Origin of the sequence: Hydrogeniiclostridium mannosilyticum, from assembly GCF_003268275.1 — a bacterium.
Taxonomy (GTDB): Bacteria; Bacillota; Clostridia; order Oscillospirales; family Acutalibacteraceae; genus Hydrogeniiclostridium; species Hydrogeniiclostridium mannosilyticum.
On the sequence record NZ_QLYR01000001.1, the window covers coordinates 328,671 to 349,037 of the forward strand.

Sequence of the window (20,367 nt, forward strand, 5' to 3'; positions counted from 1 at the left end):
TACTCTCAAACAGATATAATACTCCTATTTTCACAGCAGAAAGAGGGCAGGTTGTAAAGATGAAACGAACTTTAAGCGCTGATAAACTACAAATGATTACACAGCACACACAGGAACGAATTGACCGGGGAGAAATTTCCGGCTCCGTTTCTCTGGTTGCCCAGGATGGCAAGCTACTCTATGCCAAGGCGCAGGGCTACGCCAATTATACCCGAAAAGTGCCCCTGAAAACCGATACCATCTTCCGTTTGGCCTCCATGACCAAGCCCATCATCGGCGTCGCAGTCATGCAGCTTGAAGAGCAGGGGAAGCTCTCTTTGGACGGCCCGCTCTCCCGCTATATCCCTGAATTTGCCGGGCTTCAGGCCTGTGAAAGCGGGAAGCTCGTTGCCGTGAACCGCGAAATCATGATCCGGGATCTGCTTTCTCACAGCTGCGGCCTTGGCCAGGAGGAACAGGGCTTACAGTATATTGCTGAAAACCTCCCCATCGGCCCAAACGACACGCTTGCCTCCTATGTTCCAAAATTGGCGCAGGTCCCCTTGGACTTCCAGCCCGGGACCAAAACAGGCTATAGCCCTATGGCGGCCTTCGACATTCTCGCCCGCGTTGTAGAAATTGTCTCCGGGCAAACCGTCGACCATTATTTACGGGATCACATCTTTATCCCGCTGGACATGAGAGATACCGCATTTGTTCTGACCGGCGCGCAAAAGTCACGCCTGGTAGAAATGACCGACCATGTGGGCGGCGTCCTCACCGGGGTCTCCGATGACGAGGGGAGCTTCCCCGGGGACATGTGCTCTGACCACTACTTCTGCGGCGGCGGCGGACTCTACAGCACGGCTGAAGACTATCACCGCTTCGCTCAGATGCTGCTTGGCGCGGGAAGCTATCAAGGCAGACAGCTGCTGCGCCCGGAGACTGTTGAAAAAATGCGGACACCGCAGCTGCCCTTCGATATTCCAGGCCGCGGCCCCGGCGAGATTTGGGGGCTCAGCATGCGGGTAATTACCGGCGAAGAAAATCCGTCCCCGCATCCCGCAGCACACAGCTTTGGCTGGAGCGGCGCGTGGGGAACACATTTTTGGGTGGACCCTGATAATTGCCTGACAGCCGTACGCATGATTAACCTCATCGACGCTGGCGGCGCCGGCGCTATTACCGCCCGTGAACTGGAGCAGGATGTTACCGATGCCCTGAAGTAAAACAAAGCCTGTCTATAGCAAGGGGATGCCCCCGGTTTAAATTAAACCGGGGGCATCCCCTTCTTATTATTCCAAAGGAAAACTTATAAGCAAATCATTTACGCAAACAGGTTCCGAATTCTTTCCCAAAAGCCGGGCTGCTCCTGTGCGGCAGCGTCGTTGCGACTGTCTGCTTTAGCCTGTTTAGCCTCGGGGTTCGTTGTCTTCATTACAAACTTGACGCTGCAATCCATATTTTCTCCACAACCCGTATAGCTGTCATATTGCTCGGACTGCTTCTTCATCTGCTTTGCTACCTGTTCAATCACTTTAAAGCGTTTAAGCAGCTCATTCTGCGTGAGCTTTTCAATCCCTTCAGATGCATAGGCCTGCATACCATCATTCAAGGTCCGGGCTCCGTTTTTCAACTCACCTGCGCCCTGCTGAAATTGGCCCAGCGCACTGTCCAGCTGCGCGCTTGCCGAAGTCAGCTCCGAAATACCGCCATCCAGTGAGCCAACCCCTTTTTTCAACGCTCCTGCCCCTTCGTTAAGCTTCCTGGCGCCGCCTGCCAGATCACCCGCACCTTGTGCCAGGCCATTGACAGCACCAACCACGGTATTCTGGTCTGCAGGGTCCTTCGCATTATAGAGGCTGCCAGTCAACCGGCCCATATCGCCCAACAGCTGATCCGCCAAACTGCCGGCTTCCTCAAATTCCCCGAACAGGGCTTCAAGCGGGCTGAGGTCAATCTTTTTCAGGGCGGCGGCCACCTGCTCCTGTGCCTGCTGTTTGGCATCCGCCATGCCGTCGACCACTCCCTGCGCGATGGCCTCTGTATCTACGCTGGTATCAATTGCCTGATTAACCGCCTGAATAACCGCCTGTTGCTGCTCACTGTTCAAACCGACTTGGGGCAATATTTTTTGCAGCGCACCCGCAGCAGCCTGTTTGGAGTACTGAACCGATGCATCCGCGCCGGCCTTGGCCGCGCCAGAGGCCGCCTGATCAAATACCGCGCCTACTCCATTATACAGCTCGCCCGAAAGCGCCTCCATGTCCGGCAGCGTTAATCCTGACACCTCCTGCTGCAGGCTCTGCAGTTTCACTTGCAGGGTCCCCTGCAGCTGGGCGGCGCTTGTCAGTCCAGGCACCAGCTGCGTGTTTAATTTATTTTGCAGCAGCCCCAGATTGCCGGAGAGCGTGCCGGCGCCGTTCATCAGGCTGTCTGTCCCGCCGGCTAAGCGCTCCACCGCCGATACCGCCTGCTTCGAGCCGCTGTTTGCCTCCAGCATGCCGTTATAAAAGGCCTGGTAGCTGGAGATCATTTCGCCCAGCTTACCCGCTATCAGATCCACAGCTTCGTCCAACTTCTGAGTACCCTCCGTCAGCTCGTCCGTTGCTGCCTGCAATTGATCCAGGTTGTCGTAGAGTTCATTCAGCTCCGGCAGGCCGCCTTCCTGCCTTAAGGCCTCCATACTGGTTGCGCAGGCCATCATGATGCCTGGCATGGTAAAGTTATCGGTATCCGCTTCAATAACTACCGTATCCAAAAGGTAAGCGTTGATTTTTTCCAGCTCTCCGGTCAGCAAGCCGTCAAAGCTCTGTCTCATGCCGGGCAGAGCTATGAAGCACGCCAGCTGGTTGGAACTGTCCGTCTGTACCGTTCCATGCTCGGCCTTAATATTCGTAAAATGATCGGCAGAAAGATCCGCCGCTACAACCGTCGCAAAAGGCGTATAAATTTCTCTTTCCTCTCCGTCAATCACCGCCGTGCTCTTTTCATGGTTCGTCAGGGCAATCCTAATCGTCACATGGCCGCTTTTTCCTACCAGCTCCCCAGCGGCAACCGGCTGCCCGTCAAGCTCATAGGTAATTTCAGCGGTCACCGGCGGCGTGCTGTCCGTTGTCCCCTGATAATAAATATCATGGTCCGTGGTGTTCCAAACAAGCTCGTCGCCGTTTATAGCCGGTTGTACATCACTCTTCAGGTTCTGTATGTCCTTTAGGTTGCTCTTGTCCTTTATATTGGCCAGTCCGTTGTCGTTGTGAAGCCAATCGCTGACAATCTGCTTTTCTACGGAACCATCCGCATTTAAAATAACAAACACATTTTCATCTTTCCGGGTTTGCCCGGAAACCTCCGCAGCCTCCTTTTGCCGCTCTGAGGCAGCGGAAGGCTCCACCGCACTAGCCGGAACAGCGACACTGCACAATAGGCATGCGCTTAAAATACACGCTAATGCCTTTCCCGATTTTTTCATGACTGAACACGCTCCTTTTTCTGAATCCAGTGAAACGTTGTATACTTGATTACAGGCGCACAGAGGATGAGCAACGCCGGTAAAACAATTAATATGACCACCATGCTGATCAAGGCCCCGCGGCTGATAAGCAGGCACAGGCTTTGTATCAGCTCCATCCTGGAAACAGCCGCCACGCCGATTGTCGCCGCAAAAAAGGTAAGCCCGCTTGTGAGTATGCTTTGGCTGCAATTTTCAATGGACCGCTGCACCGCCTCTTTCGTCGAACAGCCGTGATTCAATTCCTCGCGGAACCTGGTGGTCATCAGGATAGCATAATCCACGGTAGCGCCAAGTTGAATGGTACCGATTACAATACTCGCGATAAACGGCAGCGTCGTCCCTGAAAAATAAGGTATGCCCATATTAATCATGATGGCGCTTTCAATAGAGGCCACCAGCAGCACCGGAATAGACGCACTGCGAAACACAACGCAGATAATCAAAAAGACCGCGGCTATGGAGGCGATGTTGACATTCCTGAAATCAACGTCCGCAACCTCAATCAAGTCTTTTGTCATTGCGCCCTCGCCGCTGATTTTCCCCTGCGGGTCAAATGATTTGACAATCCGGTTCATTTCATTGAGCTGAGCATTCTGCTCGTCCGATCCGCTCTTGTAGCTGCTGTTTGCCAGCAGCATCCGTTTTCCCCCCGCATGGAAAATGTTTTGAACATCCTGCGGCACCATTTCTTCCGGAATCCCTCCCCCCAGAAACTTTTCATAGCTGAGAACCTGCGTTATACCGCCTACTTTTTCCAATTCTCCGGACAGTCTCTGCATTTGGCTGTTGGTAAGGTCGTCATCCACTAACACAAAATGGGTAGTCGTCATATTGAAATCCTCTTTTAGGCGGTTTGTTCCGACAATACTGTCCATATCCTGCGGCAGGCTGTCAAACAGGGTGTAATAAACCGGGGTTTTAGCCTGTGCCGCCGCAAAGGGAATAAAGATGATAAGGAAAACCGCCAGAATAGGAATTGGATGCTTCACCACAAAATGAGATACCCGGGACAGCCGTGGAATAAAGGTGCGGTGTGTAAAGCGCAGCGCTTTATCAAAGGTCATCAGCAACGCCGGTAAAATGGTAATGGTGCAAACAACGCCTAAAAATACACCCTTGGCCATAACAATGCCAATATCCCTGCCAAGGGTCAGGCTCATGGTACACATAGCCAGGAAGCCTGCGATGGTGGTTAGAGACGATGCGGTGATTGAGGTAAAGGTGCTGCAAATTGCCCGGACCATTGCCTCCTCGTTGGGGCAGCTCTGCTTTTCTTCTTCATAGCGGTGCAATAGGAAAATGCTAAAATCCATCGTGACGCCAAGCTGCAGCACTGTCGCCAGAGCCTGCGTAATGTAAGAAATCTGTCCCAAAAAGATATTGGTCCCGAAATTGTAAACAATGGGAAAAAATATGCCGACGATGAAAAGCAACGGAACCAGAGTACTTTTCATGCTGAGGAAAAGGATTAGCAGACTAAACCCCACCGCGCAGAGAATGTACAGCGGCATTTCAGAGTTGACCAGCTGTTTTGTGTCCGCCATAATTGCAGACATTCCGCCGATGAAGCAATGCTCCTGCACGGTTGCCTTCATCTGCGCCAGCGCATTCATTGTAGAAGCACTGGCGCTGGAACCAGTGAACTTTACCAGCAGCATGGTTGCGCCATCCTCATTGTAGAAAAACTTTTGTATGTCCTCCGGAAGCATCTCTTTTGGAACGGACACGTCCACCAGGTCACTGGTCCAAATGACCTGATCCACCCCTTCTATGCCTTCCAGCGCTTCCTTTAGCTTTAGCGTCTCCGCCGTGGGCATATTTTCCAGCGTGACCATTGCCGTACTTGCCGTCTTAAAATCCTGGTCCAGGATCTGTTGGCCTACCATGGAGTCCAGGTCTTCCGGCAAATAGGACAGAATGTCGTAATTGACCCTTGTTCCCAGCATACCAAGCACGGAGGGAATCAACAAAATGATTGCGATTACCAAAACCGCCTTACGGTGTTTCACAATCAAGCGTGCCCATACTTTCATATTTGCCTCATCTCCTTATAGAATAGCGCTGACCGCCTTTAACGTGTATTAGTATAAATCAGAATTGACTAACAGTCAATTAATTAAATGACCAACAGTCACGAAATAAACAAATTGACTTTTAGTCAATATCACAAAAAAATAAGAAGGGACTTGGCAGCCCCTTTTTTATCGTTTATACTACAAATGTGGAGATGATGGACAATGGGCGCTCATTTGGAACAACAAAAGCAAGAAAAAAAACAGAATCTATTACAGTCTGCCTATGCACTGTTCATGGAAAAAGGCGTAGTAAAAACCTCCATTGATGAAATTGTGCAAAAGGCCAATGTCGCCAAGGGTACTTTTTACCTCTATTTTAAGGATAAAAAGGAGATCCTCGCGGCCCTGGTCGAAAAAACCAGCTATACCATTCTAAACGAAGCTTATTTATATGCCCGCGCACATGATACAAACGATTTTGTGGAAAATGTCATTCACTTTGCAGACTATATTGTCGAGTATTTCAAACGCAACAAGCTTGTACTCAAGCTTTTGGAGCGCAACTTTTCCTGGCCCACGTTTGAGGAGGGGTTCAAAAGTTCGGGAGACCCGCTTTTTCGCGAGCTTATGTTGGCACTGAACGCCAGCCCATTCATGAAGAAGCACAGCCCCGAAGAGGCCTTTCGGTTGATTTTCGTCTTGGTTGAGATGTGCGGCTCTGTCTGTTACGCCTCTATTATTGAGGAACGCCCCGGCAACATCGACCAGATGAAGCCGATTCTTTACGACATTATCCGCAAGGCCCTCCAATAAGCAAAAACATCGCAGAAAATTTTCTGCGATGTTTTTTATTTCCCAGCACGAGCGGGCATATTGAATCCTTTTTTATTGAACCTCTCAGAAAGCCCCGTAATCCTTCGGGCCGTCTTCCTGCACGGAAATATCCGTATAATCCAGAGATTCCAAGCCCCGAATACCCGCCTCTCCCCCTCGCGGCAGCGGTAAATGGACTGGCGACTGTGGAGCCTCCTCAGCTGGCTCCACCTCCACCGGGTGCGGCGGGTCGATCTTAAGCAACGGAAAGCTGACCTGAACCGTGAACAAGTCGGCCTCTGTCCGGATGGCAAAGGCGCCGCCGCATGCCTCGGTAAAGCTGCGTGCAATCGACAACCCCAGACCGCTTCCACCATCGCTCCGGCTCGCATCTCCCCGGACAAACCGCTCGGAAAAATCCACGCCCTCCGGCACCTCAAATTTAGAAATATTCTTGACCTCCACCATCGCCCGGCCACTTTCAAGCTTAACCGCCACATAGACCCTTGAACCCTCCAGTGAATACTGAAGCGCATTCTGCACTAAGTTCTGAAACACCCGGTACAGGCGCTGGCCATCGGCATAAATCATCGCGGGTTGCTGCGGGTAGGCCGTTTTGAACACCAGCGGCGCGTTGGAAATCGGCTCTTCCAGCTCCGCCATCGTCTGTTTAATAAGCTTTACAAGGTCCAGCTGTTCCATATGCAGTTCAATATTGCCAGTGGAAGCCTTACTAATATCAAATACATCCTGCACCATAAATTTCAGCCGGGTCGCCTTTCGGTCTAAAATACGGATATAGTCTAAAACATGCTCCGGCAGCCCTTCCTCCTGCTTTAACAGCTCCACATAGCTGATGATTGACGTGAGCGGCGTTTTAATATCGTGGGAAACATTGGTAATCAGTTCAATCTTCATCCGTTCGCTTTTCAGCTGGCGTTCCACCGCCTGCTGGATTCCCTCGGCGATTGAATTCAGACTGTTTGCCGCGGCACAAAGATCCGCATCGCTCTTTAAAAATAAGGGATGCCCTTCCGATACACCGCTGCGGATCAATTCAATCTGGTTCAGCAGCAAGCCCAGGTCATTGACTGTTTGTACATATTTTCTGCGGAACAGGTAGACAATCCCAGCAATCCCGGTCAGCGTCAGAATAAAGAAGAAAAACGAGAGCATCGACAAGCCGGAAAAAGCCGCTATAAAAAACAGGCCGATCAAGGCTACTCCCGCAACCGCAGCGGCACACTGCCATGCACGCAGCAGCATCTTGCGCTGAACAGGATACCGCTTGTTAAAGCAAAAGATTTTATGCACAACCCAGGTTACCGTATTATGGGCATAAAATTTTTTATTATAACGCATATCTGTCAAAATCAGGTAGAGTCCCCACAGGCAAGCACACAGAAGAACCACCTCTGCGCCGGCCACTCTGTAAAGCATTGAGGTTATGCAACTCCACGCTGCTATAAAAGCAATAACAGCCGCCGCCAGCTTGACCTCAAACAGGAACCAACCCGTAAAACGCGCAAGTTTGCGGTCAAATAAAGCTTTATCCTTTCGCAGCAAAATGTAAGCAATGAACAGGACAGCCATAATCAACACAACGGCACCCAATAAGGACAGCACCATCCTCATGTTTTTCTGAGAATTAACAATATCCATCATCCAGTCATTTTGATAGCTGTATGGCACCGGATTTTCCGTTACCATCAGCCAAACCTTGAAGTCTTTCTGACTGTTGCTAGTGTACGGCTCATTCTTATAACCGGGCACATACCACTGATTGCCGAAGTCTGAGTGATAGACGCCGCCGGCTCCATAAATATCAACCAGGCTTCCGTCCTTCTGAATATAGGTCTTTTCTCCGTCAAAATACAACAGAAAGCTATAGCCATCAGGCAGATTCTGCACCTGGTCTTTTTGAATGTAGCTGCTGAGGTCATGGCCTGCCTGGTTTTCCCCAATGGTATTTTGCTTATATTGGACAAGATATAACAGGTTTTGGTCATTCTCAATACCATCCAGCAGGATATTATCGAGATAGGCCTCCTCGGTTTCAATATTCCAATCTTTTCCATAACGCTGTTCATAGAGCGTCAACACACTGTAAAGACGGTTTTCAACGTTATTTCGGAACCGCTGAGTATTCTGAAAATTCTCATATGCATAGCTCAGCATATTCTCGCCATCTCTATATTTAGGCAAAAAATACGTAAAGCCCAGCAGTACCAATCCTATAAAAATATTTACGGATAGGAAAAAGCATAAAAAAGCAATCACTGGATGCGCCGTTCTACTTTTTTTCGATTTTGTATCCAATTCCCCACACCACCTTTAAATACTCGGGCTCTTTGGGATTTAATTCAATTTTTTCCCGGATTCTGCGGATGTGAACCATAACGGTATTTTCGGCGGCAAAAGCGTCCTCCTGCCACACGCGCCGGTAAATTTCTTCCGCCGGAAACACCCGGCCCAGGTTCCTCATAAATAAGTCTACAATCTTCGTTTCGGTCGCCGTCAGGCGTACCGCCTCCCCATCTACCAGAAGCATGCGGGCATCGGTGTCATAGGTCAGGCGTCCGTTTACAATCACGTTTTTCTGGCTACCGGCGTTAATATCTCCCAGGCTGGTGTACCTCCTCAGCTGAGAACGCACGCGGGCCGCCAGCTCCATTGGGTTAAAGGGCTTGGTGACATAATCATCCGCGCCCATCGACAGCCCCAAAATTTTATCGGTATCCTCACTTTTAGCCGAAAGCACAATAATGGGAATATTTCGCCGCTCCCGCAGCTTCAATACCGCAGACAGCCCATCCATCTTAGGCATCATAATGTCAATAATCATCAGCTGGACCTGGTTTCCTGACGCAAGCTCCAGGGCCTCGAGCCCATCATAGGCGCGCAACACCTGGTACCCCTCCCGCTCCAGAACAATAGAGATCGCCCGCACAATCTCATGGTCATCATCTACTACCAGCACACATTCATGCATGATTTTTCCCCCTCAAATTTCTACTATTATAGTATAAAAGCTTCCTCTTACAAAACGAAACGTAAAAACCTTACATTTTCCTTACAAACGGCCTTCTAAACAGCTGTAACAGATTATTAACTTGCAGTTTTATTGGAAGCATATTATAATAATTTTAAAATAACCGGACGATTCCAGTTTTACCTTGCTGCAAAATTTTACTTTTTATGCAAATATATGCTTTTCAGTTTCGTTAAGCAATGTATTTTCTGCGGCGGTCTGTTCCGCCAAGCCCTCCAGCTAGTGAAAACCATGGCGGATCGTCCTGTGTTTTCATTCCCTTATGGTATAACAAATAGAAAAAGATGTCAAAATATCCATTGATAAAAATAGATTTGAGAGGAACAAATGCAAAGATTTGGAACAGCTTTTTTAGACTACTGGAAAAGGGCGGATAAGCTCTTATGGCTGGTTATGCTTGCAATCTCCGGCTATAGCCTGATTCTTCTAAAGACAATTCCCAATTCCAGCGGCCGTTCTTACAGTTATTTTGCCATTCAAGTGATGGCGATTTTAGCCGGATATCTTGCGGCCTTTATTATTACCGCTTTCGATTACCGCTCGCTTGCCCGGCTTTGGTGGCTGGCAGCCGGTTTTTGCCTATTGCTACTCATTTATACCTATTTTAAGGGGACCTCCGTGCAAAGCTCCGGAGGGATGGACACCCGCGCCTGGATTAAACTGCCCGGCGGACTTACATTCCAGCCAAGCGAGCTGGTCAAAATTGCATTTATGCTGACCTTTGCAAAGCATGTCTCCGTTTTAAAGGAGCATGGGCTTATCGATCGTTTTATTCATGTTATGCTGCTGGGCGTCCACGCCTTGATTCCCGTTTTATGGATGTTCATCATACAGAAGGACATGGGCTCCGCCGTCGTATTCTTTTTTATGTTCCTGGTCATGGCCTTTACGGCAGGCGTACAGCTTCGGTATTTTGCGCTGGTTTTCGGCCTTATCGGCGTAGCGCTTCCTGTCGCCTGGCAAACAGGATTAATTGCCGATTATCAAAAGGCCCGTCTGACCGACTTTCTATATATGGACAGCGGCAATGTTGATATTGACAAAATTTACCAGCAGCTCCAGGGGCGCATTTCTATTGGCAGCGGACAAATAACCGGCCGGGGCCTTTTTACCGCGCCCCGCGTACAAAAAAATGCCGTTCCCGTGCAGCAGAGCGACTATATATTCGCCGTTGCCGCCGAGAGCTTGGGGCTCATTGGCAGCCTGCTGCTGATTGGGCTGCTTTTAGCACTGATGATCCGCACCATTCATGTCGCACGCAAGGCAACCGATGACCTGGGCAGTACAATGTGCTATGGCTTTTTTGCTATGATTGCTATTCAGACTATCTCCAATATCGGGATGTGCCTGTGCTTGCTGCCGGTGATGGGCGTCACGCTCCCGTTCTTCAGCGCCGGCGGTTCCAGCAGCGCCTGTTTATACCTGGGGTTTGGCCTGGTGGAATGTGTCGCCATGCACCCGACTATTTCCGATCACATCCATATCAGGCGCAGGGCTGCCATTACCTCTGCCATTTAATTGTTTTTTACGAATTATGCTGCAACAAGGCCCCTCTCATTAAGAGAAGGGGCCTTGTTATATGTATTATTATATTCAGAATCTGTCTACTTCAATATTTTCTGTAAGGCTGCCGTCAGTTGAACATTTTCCTCGTGGGTACGTACCGCCACCCGGTAAAACTCTTTTGTTAATCCCCGGTAATTTCCACAGCCGCGAATCAGGATTCCCTGCTGCTCCAGCTGAACCTCCAGCCCCTCCAGCCCTTCCGCCTTAAAGAAGAGATAATTTGCCTGTCCGTCAAAAACACGCAGTCCAACGCGCCGCAGGGCTTCTGCTAAATAAAGCCTCTCCTGTAAAATAAGCCGCTTCGTTCGCTCCCGGTATTCCTCCAGCTCCGGGGTCATCACCGCGGCTCCCGCGGCCTGGGCGGGGACCGACACACTCCATGGCTGCCCCGCCTGCCGGATTGCCTCCAGAAGCGGCTGACAGGAGCACAATCCATAACCCAGCCGAAGCCCTGCCATTCCATAAAACTTTGTAAAGGCCTTCAGAATAAACAGCCCTGTATTTTCAACCAGCCACGGCTTTACAGTATGACACGCCGGTTTCTGCAAAAAATCGTTAAAACACTCATCGACCACCAAAAAAATATGCTTTTCCGCACAGGCCTTCAACACCTTTTGTAATAATAGCGGGTCAATTAATACGCCTGTCGGATTATTGGGGTTACACAAAATGAGCATATCCAGCGCCGGATCAAGCCGCTGGAGCACATCCTCCGTCAGGCGAAAGCCGTCGGCTTCCTTCAGCAGCCAACCGGCGGCCCGGCAGCCCACCGCGCGCAGCGCCTGCTCATATTCCGAAAAGGTTGGCGACAATAGCAAAGCCCTGCGCGGCCTGAGGGCATAAACAAGGCGAAATAGGACATCTGCCGCACCGTTTCCGCAAATAATCCACTCTTGCTTTACTTGCTCATGGCGGGCGATTTTCTCCGCCAACGCACGGCACAAGGGGTCCGGGTAATGCACACAGTCCCGTACAGATCGTTCCGCAGCCAGTTGGACCTGCCGCGGCAGCCCCAGGGGATTGATATTGGCAGAGAAGTCCAAAATGTGCTCCAGCCCCTTTTCACGTGCCGAATAAATATCCCCGCCATGCGTTAACACCGGCAAAACAGCCCCTCCTCCTTAAAACAGTAGAAATATCAGCGCCAGCACCGCGCCTTTTATCGCACTGCACAGCAATAGCGCCAAAAAAGCGGTCCCCATCATCAGTTGGTTGGCACGGATAATATCCTGTGCCTCTATCGGCCTCAACGCATCCCCAATGGTTTTTTTATGGTGTAACACGCCAAAATACCAAGCATCCCCGGCAAGCTGTACACGCAGCGCTCCGGCACAGACCGCTTCTGTATGCGCGCTGTTGGGGCTCTCATGGTTGCGGCGATCCCGTCTGTATATGCGCCCGGCATTGCGCGCGTCCATTCCGTTCATTCGCGCCGACAGAATCATCAGCCAGGCTGAGAGCCTCGCTGGGACGAAATTTAGGAGATCGTCCAGACGGGCGGCACAGCGGCCCAGGTACAGATACTTTTCATTTTTATAGCCCACCATTGAATCCATTGTATTGACAGCCTTGTAAAAAAAGCCCAGCGGCGCTCCGCCTACCGTCATAAACAGCAGCGGCGCAATCACACCGTCCGACGTATTCTCGGCCACTGTTTCCACAGCCGCACGGGCGATGCCGTCAGCCTGGAGGCGTTCCGTATCCCGTCCAACAATCATTGAAAGCATATGGCGTGCGCCGGGAATATCCCCCTTTGCCAGCTTGTGATAGACCTTCATGCTTTCATCCTTCAGACATTTTGTAGCCAGAAGCTGATAGCACATCATGGTCTCCAATATAAGCCGCAGCCAAGGGCTGACCCAATTAGCCAACAGCAGCAGAAGCACCGGCACAGAAACCGAGACGGCAAGCACCGCCACAACTAAAGCACCGCCGGCCCAGAGCTCGCCTTTTTCCGTTTTGGGAAAAAGACGGCGCAAAAGGCGCTCCAGCTTTTGAATCAGCCACCCAATCAGCCGAATCGGATGCGGCATCCAGTGCGGGTCGCCAAAGCATAAATCCAGTAAAAAGCCCAAGATCAACGCAAACAGTGAAATCATTTCTGCATGTCCTCCCAGCGTTCTACCCGCTTCAATACAGCTCGGCCTTCTTCGGTCCAGCAGAGCTCAGCGGTATAAGCCTCCCCGTTCTTCACTTGCCAGGCATAAAAATCACGGTGCGGAACAGCAAAGCGTTCCAAGATTGCCATAATTGTCCCGCCGTGTACGACCAGCGCCGCTGAAGGCGGCTCATTCCCCCTCCATTCTGACGCAAGCCGGTCAAACGCCTTCGCCACCCTGTTTGAGAAGGCCTCTCTCCCCTCTCCATGCGGAAAGGCAAGTCGCCCGCCGGAATCCAGCCAACGCTGATAAGCCCTGTTCTCTTTGAGCTCCTCATAATTTTTCCCCTCAAAGATGCCGAAATCGCATTCACGAAAATCCGCCACTGCCTCTACCGGATGCCCGGGATAAAGCAGCGCTGCCGTTTCTCGGCAACGCAAAAGCGGACTGCAGTAAACGGCTGCGGCCTGCGGGTAGCTTTTCAGCTTTAATGCCTGAATACCATCCGGGCAAAGCGGCTCGTCTGTCCGCCCAATATAGCGGCCATCCAGATTTCCGGCTGTTTTTCCATGCCGAAGCAGTATTAACCTCATTTTTTATTCTCCCGGTTTAATAAAAGATTCCCAAACAAATTACCGCGCCTGCTGCTGTTAGAAGCTCGGCGGACTGCAGAAAGAAGCCTGCCAAATCCCCTGTTATTCCACCAAATTGGCGGTAGGACATAAACCTGTAATAGGCAAATGCGACAGCAGCCCCCAACAAGCAAAATAAACCGCCGTATAAATGAAGCAACAGCATTAGAACGGCACATGCAACGCCCTCCGCCGCCAGCACAATGCCTACCCGTTTTTTCTCGGCCGCATCGGAAAAGGCCGACAGAAGGCCGCTGTTTTTTGCGCAGCGGAAGGCCACGACCGCCAGCCCGCTCAAAACCCGCGATAAAACAAAGCCTGTGCAAACCACTGGCAGCAGCGGCGAATCTGCTCCCAGCTGTGCAAAAAGCGCAAAATCAAGCAGCAAAAGCAGGACGCAGCCAATCATGGCAAAGGCACCCGTGTGAGAATCCTTCAAAATCTCCAGCTTCCGCTCCACGGTCTGATGGGATCCCAGTGCGTCCATAGTGTCGCAAAAGCCATCCAGGTGGATCCCGCCTGTCAGCAGCACGGAAAGCAACACCGCCACCGCCGCAAACAAAATATTCCCGAACCCCAGCTGTACGCACAATAGTGACCACAACCAGATCAGCAGACCGATAACTGCCCCGATCAGCGGAAAAAAGCAGAAGGAATACTTCATATTGTCACGCTTCCACTCAATCTGCGGCATGGGAATTTTTGAGTACATGGAAAATGCCACTACAAACGCCTGCAATATATTTTTCATCAGACCGCTCCCTTATGTATAATCGGTATGCCGGCGGCCACCTCCGCCACCTGATCCGCAAAAGCGGCAATCTCCCGGTTCACACGCGCCAAACGGCTGTTGTACCGATTGGTTTCCGGGCCGTAATCGATTCCATCCGAAAAAACTTCGTTGGAGACGACCACCAGCAGCGCCGCCCGGCCTGCTATCGAGCGAACCCCAGCCAGTATGGACCGCACCGTATTTTCTCGGGATCCGCCGTCCGCATACATCTCATTTGCAACGAGGTTAGACATGCATTCCAGCAGAACCACCGCCCCGGGCGGACAGCTCCAGCCGGGCAGATCCAGATATTTTTCCACCGTGATAAACCCCTTTTGGGCACGCATCGCGCGATGCCGCTCAATACGCCGAAAGCATTCATCGTCGTAGGGCATCATCGTTGCAATGTAATAGCGTTCATGTATTGAGGATGCTGCCACCAGGCTTTCCGCATATTCAGATTTTCCGCTGGCGGAACCGCCCATTACTAAAATAAGCACCGCTGCCCTCACCCCTAATTCAAAGGCTGGTAAGCCTCTATGGCAATATCCTGAAATGTTCCCATGCCCTGGTAAACAGCATTGGCCATGTCCAAAATGGGCATCGCCGCAACCGCGCCGGTCCCCTCGCCCAAACACATATCCGCCGTCAGGAACGGCTGCAGCCCCAGTTCCTCCATCAACAAGCAGCCCGCCGGTTCCTTGGAAACATGCGAGGCCAGCAGATAATCCTTAACCTGCGGGCAAATACGGGCAGCCACCAACGCGGCGGCAGCCGAGATAAATCCATCAACCAACACCGGCACGTGCATAGCAGCCCCACCCAGGAAAACCCCCGCCATGCCGCCGATATCAAAACCGCCCACCTTTGCCAGGCTATCCACCGCATCCGAGGGATCCGGCTTGTTCACTGCAATCGCCTTCGAAATAGCGGCAATTTTGCGCTCCAGGCCAACTGAGGAAAGCCCGGCGCCGCGCCCAGTGACCACCTCTACCGGCCGGTTTAAAAGTACGGCGGCTAGGGCGCTGCTGGTAGTGGTATTGCCAATACCCATTTCGCCGGTAGCCAAAAGCCGGTACCCCTGCCCACAGAGCTCCTGTGCTATCGCAATGCCCGTTTCCAAAGAGCATACAGCCTGTTCCCGCGTCATTGCCGGCCCTCGGGCCATATTCTGAGTTCCGTATGCAATTTTGCAGTCGCGCAATCCAGGCGTTTCCATTTTCTTCGCGATGCCGATGTCCACTGGAATCACGTCCGCACCGGCGACCGCAGACATATGATTAACACTGGCGGCCCCCTTGGTAAAATTTTCTGCTACAACAGCCGTCACACTGCTATCACACTGGGTCACGCCTTCCTCTACTACGCCGTTGTCTGCGCACATGACCACCACAGCACGCTTGTGCAGCCGTATTTCCGCATCTCCGGTCATTCCGGCAATCCGCACTAAAGCGCTCTCCAGCAGCCCCAAGCTGTTCAGCGGCTTGGCAATGCTGGCCCAACGCTGCTTTGCCTGCCCGGCGGCTTGTACATTTAACGGCTGGATTGCCGCGATTGTCTCCCGCAAATTCATCGTTACACCCTCTCCCGATCCATTACAGCGGCATCCTGTCCGAAAGCCACGCATACGCCTGTTCCTTGCCGGGATCCACCTCATTCAAAACAGCCATATGCTCCTCTATATAGCGGCGGTAAGCCGCCGGATCTTCCAGGCCCGGCTCCTGGTCCGCCTCCATGTTCTCCGCTATATAAAAACGTACAAACAGCACCTCCGCCGTTATACTTTCCGTCAACAGCCGCGCTGCCCGGCGAGCGGTATTCAGCACCATAAAATCGAGCATTTCGTGAATATCGCCTTCAGCTAAAAGCTGCTCATATTCCGCATCTTCCCTGCTGTAAACACCTGCCAGGAACCAGACGGCCTCCTCGCTCCATTCCAGCTGGTCCATCAGGTCAAAAACATCCAGGCTGCCAATCTCATTTTCACCGCCCTCTAATTGACGGTAAAACTCGGCATACAGCCTTTTCAGGCCCACTGCCAGCAAAATAGCTTTCAGCTGCTGAATCGGGCTGTCAAGCCGCCCGCCGCCCAACAGCGGTTTAGCCTCCTCCCAAGCGTGGGCAAACCATAGATGCGCGCCCGGGTCATAGGCAAATAACTCGTGTTTTAATATATTCTCCAATTCCATAGAATCTCCTCCGATCTTCTATTTTCCAATTATAATTCATTTTAATCATACCACAGCGAATGCTTTCTGACAATTCGCCGTGGAAAAAAGTAAAAAAATCTGCAATAAAATTCCTTCACAGAAAATATTTTCCGTCATAGGATAACATTAAAACGGTCACATGCGTATAAAAGCCTGTAGGAGGGATATTATGATAACCATTAGCCTATGTATGATTGTAAAAAACGAAGAAGACGTTCTGGCCAGGTGCCTGGACTGTGCAATCAACTTTGCAGACGAAATTATTATTGTAGATACTGGTTCCACCGACCGGACTAAAGAGATCGCGGCGCTTTATACGGAGCAAGTCTATGATTTTGAGTGGATAGACGACTTTGCCGCGGCGCGTAATTTTGCCTTTTCAAAGGCTACGATGGAGTATTGTATGTGGCTGGATGCCGATGACATCATCCGCTTTGAGGACCAAAAAAAGCTTGTCGATTTAAAAAACACCCTTCCGCCCGACACAGACATGGTTATGATGCGTTACCACACCGGTTTTGACAAAAACGGCAACCCCACATTTTCCTATAACCGTGAACGCTTGATCAAAAACAACAAGGGCTACAGTTGGCAGGGCGCCATCCATGAGGCCATAACGCCCTGCGGAAATATTCTATACACTGATATCGCTGTTTGCCACCAGAAGGTCCACCCCACAGACCCAGACAGAAATATCAACATTTTTGAAAAATTGCGCAGGAGCGGCCATTCCCTGGATATGCGCCAGCAGTTCTATTACGGCCGCGAGCTCTACTGGCACCGGCGCTATGAAGAAGCTAAACAAGCCTTCTTACAGGTCATAGACAGCCCGGAGAGCTGGATTGAAAATAAAATCGAGTCCTGCCGCCAGCTTGCCCGCTGCCTCTATAAGCTGGGCCAAGCGCCGGAGGCCTTACTTGCTCTGCTGCGGAGCTTTGCTTATGATGAACCGCGTGCTGAAATTTGCTGCGATATCGGGCGGCACTTTTTTGAACAGGAACACTACCGCACCGCCGCCTTCTGGTATTCCATTGCCCTAACCCGGACTAAAAACGAGGACTGCGGTGCATTTGTCGAGCCAGACTGCTACGGATATCTCCCTTCCATTCAACTATGCGTATGCTTTGACCGCCTGGGTGAGCATGACAAGGCGGCGGCGTATAATGAAAAGGCCGCCGCCTATAAGCCGGACTCCGAAGCGTGCCGTCAGAACCGCATTTATTTTTCTAATTTAAATCAGCGCTGAAGGCTTTACACATAAAATTTAACTTACCAGTTTTATCCATAATCCTTCTAAAAATGGGCGCCTACGGCTCATTCATGACAAAATCTAACGGTATAAAGAATAACTGTCAACATAAAAGCATCCTCCTGGAGGCAAAGTAGATACGGCGGCGAAAGGAGGTGAAAAAATGAAGACCATTGGAAAATTCGCGGCCTGGAGCATTGTAACCGCCTGTTTAGCCCTAACGGTCAGTTCCGGCATAGCCGATGCCTATACGGCGGATTCCTACCAAATCACAAGAGGCCAAGACCTGCATTGGAAAAATAATATTATTTCAACCAATATAAAAGAAAAGGATATGCAGGCTACTTCTCTTACCGCAGACAGCGAAAATCAATTTAAGGCCGACCTCATGCTTTGGAACACCTTTCCCATCAAAAGTGTTGATATTGCTGTTACCGGTGAAAAGGAATTAATTCCCTGCGGCACACCCTTCGGAATCCGCCTTTTTACAAACGGTGTAATCGTAGTCGGCACAGCCGACATTCCCACCCAGGACGGCATGGTCAACCCTGCAACCTGCGCCGGCATTAAAACTGGCGATATCATTCAAAAAATCAACGGTAAAGATGTCAACCAAAATGAAGAAGTAGCCGCATTGGTTGAAAAAAGCGACGGCAAAGCCCTGGAATTAGAGCTAGAAAGAAACGGCCGGGTATTTACCGCTACGCTTCACCCGGTAACCTGTGAAACCGACAATTTGTATAAAGCCGGGCTGTGGGTTCGAGACAGCACGGCCGGAATTGGTACCATGACTTTCTATGACCCTGAAACCGGGAGCTTCGGCGGCCTTGGCCACGCGATCTGCGACACCGACACCGGGGAGGTCATGCCCCTTCGTTCCGGTGATATATTACCGGTCACTATTTGCGGAATTGCCAAGGGAGAAAAAGGCCTACCCGGAGAACTCAGAGGTTATTTTTCGAACGACACCGCCATAGGCAGTCTTTGTGCAAACGTACAGGCCGGTGTTTATGGCAACCTGGAGAAGACCTTCGAAGGCACAAGCGTCACAATGGCCATGAAGCAGGACATCACCACCGGCAAGGTACAAATACTAACAACTATTAATGAGGACGGCCCCCAATATTACGACGCGGAAATTGAAAGCATCGATCTGCGAAACCAAAGCGAAACCAAAAACATGGTGCTGCATGTCACGGACCCTGAGCTTTTAAAGGCAACTGGGGGCATCGTGCAGGGCATGAGCGGCAGCCCTATTTTACAAAACGGCAAGCTTGTAGGAGCCGTCACCCACGTATTTGTCAACGACCCTACCAGGGGATATGGCATTTTTGCGGAAAACATGCTCAATGTTTCACAAATCGTCAATCCTCAAGCAGTTTCCAAGGACGCAGCATAATAACGGAAAAAGCGCCAGGCATATGGCATTTTTGAAGAAAACAGGCTCCGTCAAACCGATGGGTTTCTCTGCTTAAAAATAATATTCCCCCTAAAAAATAAAAAAATTTCAAAATAGCTATTGCCATTTATACCATTTTATGGTAATATTTGAAAGCACCGAAAATTAGGAGGAATTTAAATGGATAAGCGTTTGAAACTATTGGTATCCAATGACGAAGTAGAATTTATTCGGGATTATGGCAGAGCTTTGGAGCAATCCGGCATGGAAGTCGTTTATGTGCCAAAAGACGGCGCAAAACTACTGGAAAAAATAGAGTTATTACACCCTGATGTTGTCTTAGCTGATCTATTTATGCCGCATATAGATGCTTTTGGCGTGATGAAATCCTGCTCCGATCGCATGGTAAATAAACCATTTTTTGTTATTGTTTCCAGCACAATGAGTCCCGTTTTGGAGCGAGAGGTTATGAACGCCGGCGCCTCCTATTTAGCGGTATATCCCTTTAATCCCACGGACCTGGCACAGCGTATTTTCCGTATTGCCGGCTACACGGTAGGCAGCAAATACCGTGAGCAGACTATAGACAATACGCAGTCCCTCGAAATCCAGGTTACAGAAATTCTGCATCAAATCGGCGTACCCGCCCATATCAAGGGCTATCATTATTTGCGAGATTCGATTATCATGTCTATAGAAACCCCGGAGATTATCAACGCCGTTACAAAGCAGCTCTACCCCAGCGTGGCCAAAAGGTACAACACGACCAGCTCACGCGTGGAACGCGCCATCCGCCACGCAATTGAGGTTGCTTGGGACCGTGGCGACGTGGATGTTTTGAACACCTATTTTGGTTATACCATCCACAATACCCGCGGCAAGCCGACCAACTCTGAATTTATCGCTATGATCAGCGACCGTCTTCGCCTCCACATGAAGAGCGCCTAATCCATTACCGCTCCTTAATCTTATCAATAAAATGGGTTTCCTCCGCCTATCCAGACGGAGAAACCCTATTATAATGAATAAAAAAGATGCCTTGTTTTTAAAGGCATCTTTTTATTTTA

Annotated in this window: 17 protein-coding genes; 6 read left to right on the forward strand and 11 right to left on the reverse strand. The window is 50.6% G+C overall.

Annotated elements, in window-relative coordinates; all coding sequences use genetic code 11:
* Positions 1–59: 59 nt before the first annotated feature.
* Complete coding sequence (locus tag DPQ25_RS01580) at positions 60–1,208, forward strand: serine hydrolase domain-containing protein (RefSeq protein ID WP_177576786.1); 1,149 nt, start codon at positions 60–62, stop codon at positions 1,206–1,208.
* Positions 1,209–1,306: 98 nt separating this feature from the next.
* On the opposite strand, the gene DPQ25_RS01585 is transcribed toward DPQ25_RS01580, so the two are convergent.
* Both DPQ25_RS01585 and DPQ25_RS01590 read right to left on the reverse strand, forming a co-directional pair.
* On the reverse strand, positions 1,307–3,451 hold the full coding sequence (locus tag DPQ25_RS01585; protein WP_112331424.1) for a hypothetical protein: 2,145 nt from the start codon (positions 3,449–3,451) through the stop codon (positions 1,307–1,309).
* Entirely contained in the window at positions 3,448–5,526 is a 2,079-nt protein-coding gene (locus DPQ25_RS01590; protein WP_112331425.1) for an efflux RND transporter permease subunit, read from the reverse strand. The genes DPQ25_RS01585 and DPQ25_RS01590 overlap by 4 nt, the downstream gene beginning before the upstream one ends.
* 204 nt (positions 5,527–5,730) lie before the next feature.
* On the opposite strand from DPQ25_RS01590, the gene DPQ25_RS01595 reads away from it, so the two are divergent.
* Entirely contained in the window at positions 5,731–6,321 is a 591-nt protein-coding gene (locus DPQ25_RS01595; protein WP_112331426.1) for a TetR/AcrR family transcriptional regulator, read from the forward strand.
* An 84-nt stretch (positions 6,322–6,405) separates the two neighbouring features.
* On the opposite strand, the gene DPQ25_RS01600 is transcribed toward DPQ25_RS01595, so the two are convergent.
* Positions 6,406–8,499, reverse strand: a complete 2,094-nt coding sequence (locus DPQ25_RS01600; protein WP_146740510.1) for a sensor histidine kinase — start codon at positions 8,497–8,499, stop codon at positions 6,406–6,408.
* 115 nt (positions 8,500–8,614) lie between these two features.
* Positions 8,615–9,313, reverse strand: a complete 699-nt coding sequence (locus tag DPQ25_RS01605) for a response regulator transcription factor (RefSeq protein ID WP_112331428.1) — start codon at positions 9,311–9,313, stop codon at positions 8,615–8,617.
* 387 nt (positions 9,314–9,700) lie between these two features.
* Between DPQ25_RS01605 and DPQ25_RS01610 the strand changes: the two genes are divergently transcribed.
* The gene (locus tag DPQ25_RS01610; protein WP_112331429.1) at positions 9,701–10,891 is read left to right on the forward strand and encodes an FtsW/RodA/SpoVE family cell cycle protein; all 1,191 of its coding nucleotides are present in this window, start codon (positions 9,701–9,703) and stop codon (positions 10,889–10,891) included.
* A gap of 86 nt (positions 10,892–10,977) precedes the next feature.
* Here the strand turns inward: DPQ25_RS01610 and DPQ25_RS01615 are convergent, their stop codons facing one another.
* Genes DPQ25_RS01615 through DPQ25_RS01645 form a run of 7 tightly spaced genes read right to left on the reverse strand, consistent with a single transcriptional unit; the run spans position 10,978 to position 16,631 of the window.
* A complete protein-coding gene (locus DPQ25_RS01615; protein ID WP_242978224.1) occupies positions 10,978–12,039 on the reverse strand; it encodes a pyridoxal phosphate-dependent aminotransferase in 1,062 nt (353 codons plus the stop codon).
* A gap of 21 nt (positions 12,040–12,060) precedes the next feature.
* Positions 12,061–13,038 (reverse strand): adenosylcobinamide-phosphate synthase CbiB, encoded by a 978-nt coding sequence (gene cbiB, locus DPQ25_RS01620; RefSeq protein WP_112331430.1) that lies wholly within the window; start codon positions 13,036–13,038, stop codon positions 12,061–12,063.
* Positions 13,035–13,631: a histidine phosphatase family protein gene (locus tag DPQ25_RS01625; protein WP_112331431.1), complete on the reverse strand. Its 597-nt coding sequence runs from the start codon at positions 13,629–13,631 to the stop codon at positions 13,035–13,037. Before DPQ25_RS01625 ends, cbiB begins: the two co-directional genes overlap by 4 nt.
* A 16-nt stretch (positions 13,632–13,647) precedes the next feature.
* Positions 13,648–14,421: an adenosylcobinamide-GDP ribazoletransferase gene (locus DPQ25_RS01630; RefSeq protein WP_216083863.1), complete on the reverse strand. Its 774-nt coding sequence runs from the start codon at positions 14,419–14,421 to the stop codon at positions 13,648–13,650.
* Positions 14,421–14,942: a bifunctional adenosylcobinamide kinase/adenosylcobinamide-phosphate guanylyltransferase gene (locus tag DPQ25_RS01635; RefSeq protein WP_112331432.1), complete on the reverse strand. Its 522-nt coding sequence runs from the start codon at positions 14,940–14,942 to the stop codon at positions 14,421–14,423. Before DPQ25_RS01635 ends, DPQ25_RS01630 begins: the two co-directional genes overlap by 1 nt.
* 14 nt (positions 14,943–14,956) lie before the next feature.
* Entirely contained in the window at positions 14,957–16,015 is a 1,059-nt protein-coding gene (gene cobT, locus DPQ25_RS01640) for a nicotinate-nucleotide--dimethylbenzimidazole phosphoribosyltransferase (protein WP_112331433.1), read from the reverse strand.
* Between the two features lie 22 nt (positions 16,016–16,037).
* A complete protein-coding gene (locus DPQ25_RS01645; RefSeq protein WP_112331434.1) occupies positions 16,038–16,631 on the reverse strand; it encodes a hypothetical protein in 594 nt (197 codons plus the stop codon).
* A gap of 190 nt (positions 16,632–16,821) precedes the next feature.
* Here DPQ25_RS01645 and DPQ25_RS01650 point away from each other — a divergent pair, with 190 nt between their 5' ends.
* From DPQ25_RS01650 to spo0A, 3 genes are all read left to right on the forward strand, one after another.
* On the forward strand, positions 16,822–17,898 hold the full coding sequence (locus DPQ25_RS01650) for a tetratricopeptide repeat-containing glycosyltransferase family 2 protein (protein WP_112331435.1): 1,077 nt from the start codon (positions 16,822–16,824) through the stop codon (positions 17,896–17,898).
* 166 nt (positions 17,899–18,064) lie between these two features.
* Entirely contained in the window at positions 18,065–19,300 is a 1,236-nt protein-coding gene (gene spoIVB, locus DPQ25_RS01655) for a SpoIVB peptidase (RefSeq protein ID WP_112331436.1), read from the forward strand.
* A gap of 180 nt (positions 19,301–19,480) precedes the next feature.
* Positions 19,481–20,248 carry a sporulation transcription factor Spo0A gene (spo0A, locus tag DPQ25_RS01660; RefSeq protein WP_112331437.1) on the forward strand — a complete coding sequence of 256 codons (768 nt, stop codon included), beginning with the start codon at positions 19,481–19,483 and terminating at the stop codon, positions 20,246–20,248.
* Positions 20,249–20,367: the final 119 nt, after the last annotated feature.